Annotated in this window: 1 protein-coding gene and 1 pseudogene; both read right to left on the minus strand. The window is 70.6% G+C overall.

The window, feature by feature from the left end; all coding sequences use genetic code 11:
- Nucleotides 1-258 (minus strand): annotated as a pseudogene (locus ACFQEU_RS14995) (ABC transporter permease); the annotation flags it as partial.
- Nucleotides 251-2,074: ABC transporter permease family protein (locus ACFQEU_RS15000; RefSeq protein WP_379783458.1), on the minus strand; the 1,824-nt coding region annotated here is incomplete at its 5' end. The pseudogene ACFQEU_RS14995 and the gene ACFQEU_RS15000, both read right to left, overlap by 8 nt.

Raw genomic sequence — 2,074 nt, forward strand, 5'->3', positions numbered from 1 at the left:
GGGGCTCTCGTACGGCGTTACGGACGCACCTGCGGTGTCGGCGGCGGCGCGTTCGAGATCGGCGACGGCGTCGCCCGCGCCCGCGACTTCCACCTCCGCACCGTCGAGCGCGGCGGGGTCGTACATCGAGACCAGTCCGACGACGAGAAACGAGGAGAAGGCGGCGATGAACAGCTGGATCCCGATCGCAAGCAGGATCGTTTTCTCCGCGCGCAGCCCGCGTATCTCCCGCCTGGCAACCGTCAGACGACTACCCATGGATCCCCAACACCCCCACGTTGTACGCCGCGTGGAGCAGCGTCGCCACCACGAGCGTGCCGGCGTAGTACGTCCGGTTCCGACTCGCCCCGACGGCGGTCACCGCCGTGGTGAACCCGTGGACGACGAGAGGGGCGAGAAACAGCGCGACGAGCAGGGCGGGCGAGAGTCCGGCGACGCCCGCGACCGACCCGAACGCAGCACGGCCCACGTACAGCTCCGTCAGCCCGATCGCCTGGACCACTGCGGTGGCCTTCTCCGCGACGAAAAAGCCCAGCCCGGAGGCGAGTCCGACCGCGAGCGCGACCCGGTCGGTTCGGGCGAACACGCCACGTTCGAAGCCGGCGTACAGGTGAACGCTCTTGGCGACCTCCTCGATGAACGCGATGGTGACGAGCAGCACGGGGATCGACACGGAGACCGGCAGCGCGAACAGGACCGCGACCGCGAGCAGCTCGGCAACGAACACGAAGGGGACCGTACAGGCCGTGAGAAACGCCACTGCACCCACGCCGCGGAGCCGCTCCGGGACCCGCGCCGCGATCCCCGTCGCCGGCGGCCGACGAACGCCCTCACCGACCCCGTACAGCCGGGCCGCGAGCGCGTCGAGGAACTTCCGACCGACCGGTTTCTGGGTAAACAGGTCCTCCTCGCGGTACACTCCGAGCCCGAGTCCGAACAGGAGAACCGACGCGAGCGCGGTCGGCGTCGTCGCGAACAGGAACTCGCCGAGCGAGACCGCCTCTCCCTGGAGATCGAAGACGACGAGCGTGAGCGGCGAGATGAGCGCCACCGGCGTGACGTTGGTGAAGATCGCGGGAACGAACGCGTAGGACGTGAGCAACACGCTCACCGCGACCGTGACGAAGGTGAGCTCCTTGAACGACCGCGCGAACACCGCGCCGACGAACGTCGCCGCGAGGAACGTCGCCGCGATCGGGAGGATCGCCAGCACGGAGACCACGCCGCCGCCTACGAGTCCGGCGATCAGGGCGGTGATGCCGACCGCGACGGCGACGTACGGGAGCGTCTTGCCGGCGACGATATCGACGGGCGCGAGTGGCGTGACGAGCAGCGGCTCCCCGCGCCGATTCGTCCGCTCGTCGAGCACGGACGAGCCGTACGCCTGCACGATGAAGTTCATCGGGACGAGGAAGACGAACGCCAACACCAACGACGCGAACGGGAACGGGGGCGTGATCGATCCGGGCGCGCCGACGGAGTCGCCGCCGAACGCCCCGCCGCCCAGTCCGCCGCCGATCGACGGGACCGCGAGGGCGTCGTCCTCGCCGTTGCCGTCAGTACCGTCCCCTCCGTCGTCGACATCGCCGGTGCCACCGTCGCCACCGTTCGTGCTCCCGTCACCGCTCCCTCCGGCGTCCCCGTCCGCCTCGTCACCGTCCGCACTCCCGTCGTCCGTCCCGACTTCATCCTCGGTCCCCCCGAGCGACGTGTCCGGGAGCGACCCGCCGCGGGTCACGTATCGGAGCGTGACGGACAGCGGGAACGCCGCCGTCTCGTTCGTCTCGGCCGCCATCAGCCGCTCGTTGTGCGCCTCCACGGCCTCCCGGAACTCCGCGGCCGCGGCCTCGCCTTTCCGGGTGTCCGTCGCGACGGCGACGACACCCCCGCCGCGTCCGTCGTCGTGGACGATCAGGTCCGCGGTCGTCCCCAAACTCGCCCGATCGGCGGAAACGAGCGTCAGCGCTGGCTCCGCCTCCACGGCGTCGGCGTACGGCGACCCGTCGTCCACACCGACACGATACACGTCGCGGTCGACGTCGAGGCCGACGACGCCGGCCGCGAGGCCAGCACC

This window comes from Halorubrum tibetense (assembly GCF_042661865.1).
In the GTDB taxonomy this organism is placed as follows: Archaea; Halobacteriota; Halobacteria; order Halobacteriales; family Haloferacaceae; genus Halorubrum; species Halorubrum tibetense.